3 protein-coding genes are annotated in these 2,812 nt (G+C 67.3%); 2 read left to right on the top strand and 1 reads right to left on the bottom strand.

Translation table 11 applies throughout. The features are described 5' to 3' along the window. Positions 1-97: 97 nt before the first annotated feature. The gene (orn, locus tag FHR96_RS22280) at positions 98-697 is read right to left on the bottom strand and encodes an oligoribonuclease (protein ID WP_183389902.1); all 600 of its coding nucleotides are present in this window, start codon (positions 695-697) and stop codon (positions 98-100) included. A gap of 84 nt (positions 698-781) precedes the next feature. On the opposite strand from orn, the gene rsgA reads away from it, so the two are divergent. Both rsgA and FHR96_RS22270 read left to right on the top strand, forming a co-directional pair. Beyond that, positions 782-1,816 carry a small ribosomal subunit biogenesis GTPase RsgA gene (rsgA, locus tag FHR96_RS22275; protein ID WP_183389901.1) on the top strand — a complete coding sequence of 345 codons (1,035 nt, stop codon included), beginning with the start codon at positions 782-784 and terminating at the stop codon, positions 1,814-1,816. A 74-nt stretch (positions 1,817-1,890) separates the two neighbouring features. After that, positions 1,891-2,721, top strand: a complete 831-nt coding sequence (locus FHR96_RS22270) for a sulfurtransferase (RefSeq protein WP_183389900.1) — start codon at positions 1,891-1,893, stop codon at positions 2,719-2,721. Positions 2,722-2,812 lie beyond the last annotated feature (91 nt).

Raw genomic sequence — 2,812 nt, 5'->3', positions numbered from 1 at the left:
TGGAAGCTGGAAGACAGCATGAACCCCGCCATCATCGGGTCAAGGGTTTTCTTCCAGCTTCAAGCTTATGACTTCAAGCTCCGGGCGAAGCCCGGGCTTATTCCTCCTCGTCGCCCTCGCCTTCCAGGCGCAGGAAGGTCTGGCGGTAGTGCGCCAGTTCGGCGATCGATTCCTTGATGTCATCCATGGCCAGGTGGACGTTGCGCTTGCTGAAGCCGACCAGGGCGCCGGGATTCCAGCGCTTGGCCAGCTCCTTGAGGGTCGAGACGTCGAGGTTACGGTAATGGAAGAAGGCCAGCAGCTCGGGCATCTCGCGCTCGAGAAAGCGGCGATCCTGGTGGATGCTGTTGCCGCACATCGGCGAGCTGCCCGGCGCCACGTGCTCGTTCAAGAACGCCAGCGTCTCGCGCTCGGCCTTGGCGGTGTCGACGGTGCTGGCCTTCACCCGTGCGACCAGCCCCGAGTCGCCGTGAGTCTTCTGGTTCCAGTTGTCCATCGCCTCGAGCAGGGCATCGGGCTGATGCACGGCGATCACCGGCCCCTCGGCGACCACGTTGAGATCGGCATCGGTGACCAGGGTCGCCACCTCGATGATGCGCTCGCGGTTCGGATCGAGCCCGGTCATTTCCAGGTCGATCCACACCAGGCGCTGGGTACGGGGGTCTTGAGAGTCCTGGGCGTCTTGGTTTGCGGCCATGGGAGGGTCCTTGGTCGAGCGGCCGGCGACAGCCGGCCCCGTTGATGAGTACAATGCGGCCATTGTACCGACCTTCGGGCCACCATGAACAAGCGCAAGTTGAGCCGCCAGCAGCGCTGGCGCGTCGAAAAGATCCAGGCCGAACGCGCCAAGCGTGCCGAGAAGCGCGGCGAGCAGGATGCCGATAAGCTGGCCGCCGGCGAGTACGGCCCCGAACAACCCGGGAGAGTGATCGCTCACTTCGGCCGCACCCTGGACGTGCGCCCCGAGGGCGACTCGACCCCGGTGCGCTGCCACCTGCGTGCCAATCTGGAGGGCCTGGTCACCGGCGACCGCGTGATCTGGCGCGCCGGCCAGGACGGCAGCGGCGTGGTGGTGGCCCGCGGCGAGCGGGGAAGCGTGCTCGAACGCCCCGACGCCCGGGGCCAGCTCAAGCCGGTGGCCGCCAACATCGACCAGATCCTGATCGTCTTCGCCGTGGAGCCCGAGCCCCACGCCAACCTCATCGACCGCTACCTGGTGGCGGCCGAGGCCACCGGCATCGCCCCGGTACTGGTGCTCAACAAGGTCGACCTGCTGCCCGAGAACGGCGGCGAGCTTCGCGCGCTGCTGGATCGCTACGCGGCGCTGGGCTACCCGGTGGTGACCACCAGCACCGCCCGCGACGGCGGGCTGGACGCGCTCCACCAGCGTCTGGCCGACCGCACCTCGGTGTTCGTCGGCCAGAGCGGCGTGGGTAAGTCCTCACTCATCGACCGCCTGCTGCCTGACGAGGACCTGCGCATCGGCGCGCTGTCGGAAGACTCCCGCAAGGGCCGCCACACCACCACCACCGCCCGACTCTACCGCTTTGCGCCGAGCGACCGGGGCGACGCCGAGGCCGGCGAGCTGATCGATTCCCCCGGCATCCGCGAGTTCGGCCTGATCCACCTGGACGAAGTCCAGGTCGCCGAGGGTTTCATCGAGTTTCGCGACCTGCTCGGACGCTGCCGCTTCCGCGACTGCCGTCACCGCCAGGAGCCGGGCTGCGCCCTGCTGGCCGCCGTCGAGAGCGGCGAGATCCACGCCGACCGTTTTGCCAGCTATCGGCGCATCGTCGACAGTCTCGACGAGACTTGAGATAAAGACGACATACCCGAGCCGGAACGATGCCGGCCGGCGCGCGTCAGCCCGGGAAGATCAAGGAGAGCCCCATGAGTTCAGAAGCCAACCTGCTGCCGCTGATTGTCGAGCCCGAACAGCTCGCCGAGCAGTTGGATGCCCCTTCGCTGCTGATCATCGACGTGCCGCTCAAGGCCGAGAGCCATGAGCAGGGCCACGTGCCCGGCGCGGTCCTGCTGGACAACAAGCGGCTGCTGCGCGGCACCGGCGAAGTGCCCAACGAGGTGCCGGACGAGGAAGCGCTGTCGGCGCTGTTCTCGTCGCTGGGGCTGACCCGCGACACCCATGTCGTGGCCTACGACGACGAGGGCGGCGGCTGGGCCGGCCGGCTGCTGTGGACCCTGGAACTGATCGGCCACACCCGCTACTCCTACCTCAACGGCGGCATCCACGCCTGGCGCGCCGCCGGACTACCGGAATCCACCGAATCGAGCGCGCCGACGCCCAGCAACTACCAGGCCGAGATGCTCCACCCCGAAGTGGCCATCGACCGCATCGAACTGTCCGAGCGCCTGGGCGAGAAGGGCTTCGCGATCTGGGACGCCCGCACCCGCGCCGAATACGACGGCGAGAAAGGCGACAACAAACGGCTCGGCCACATCCCCGGCGCGGTGAACCTGGACTGGACCGATGCCATGGACAAGGATCGCGACCTGCGCATCCGCGACTACGCCGAGCTGGTCACCGAACTCGAGGCGCTGGGCCTGACGCCGGACATGGAAGTGGTCACCCACTGCCAGACCCACCACCGCAGCGGCTTCACCTGGCTGGTGGGCAAGGCGCTGGGCTTCGAGAAGATGCGCGCCTACGCCGGCTCCTGGAAGGAATGGGGCAACCGCGACGACACGCCGGTCGAGAAATAAGCTGGAAGCTGGAAGCTGGAAGCTGGAAGCTGGAAGCTGGAAGCTGGAAGCTGGAAGCTGGAAGCTGGAAGCTGGAAGCTGGAAGCTGGAA

Source organism: Halomonas organivorans, assembly GCF_014192055.1.
Classification (GTDB): Bacteria; Pseudomonadota; Gammaproteobacteria; order Pseudomonadales; family Halomonadaceae; genus Halomonas; species Halomonas organivorans.
The sequence above is the reverse complement of the archived record's forward strand: the minus strand, read 5'-3'. Positions and strand labels throughout refer to the sequence as shown.

Bases quoted from the DNA above. Each gene is read 5' to 3' on its own strand.
- FHR96_RS22270 (WP_183389900.1), top strand. From the start codon at position 1,891: ATGAGTTCAGAAGCCAACCTGCTGCCGCTGATTGTCGAGCCCGAACAG.
- rsgA (WP_183389901.1), top strand. From the start codon at position 782: ATGAACAAGCGCAAGTTGAGCCGCCAGCAGCGCTGGCGCGTCGAAAAG.
- orn (WP_183389902.1), bottom strand. From the start codon at position 697: ATGGCCGCAAACCAAGACGCCCAGGACTCTCAAGACCCCCGTACCCAG.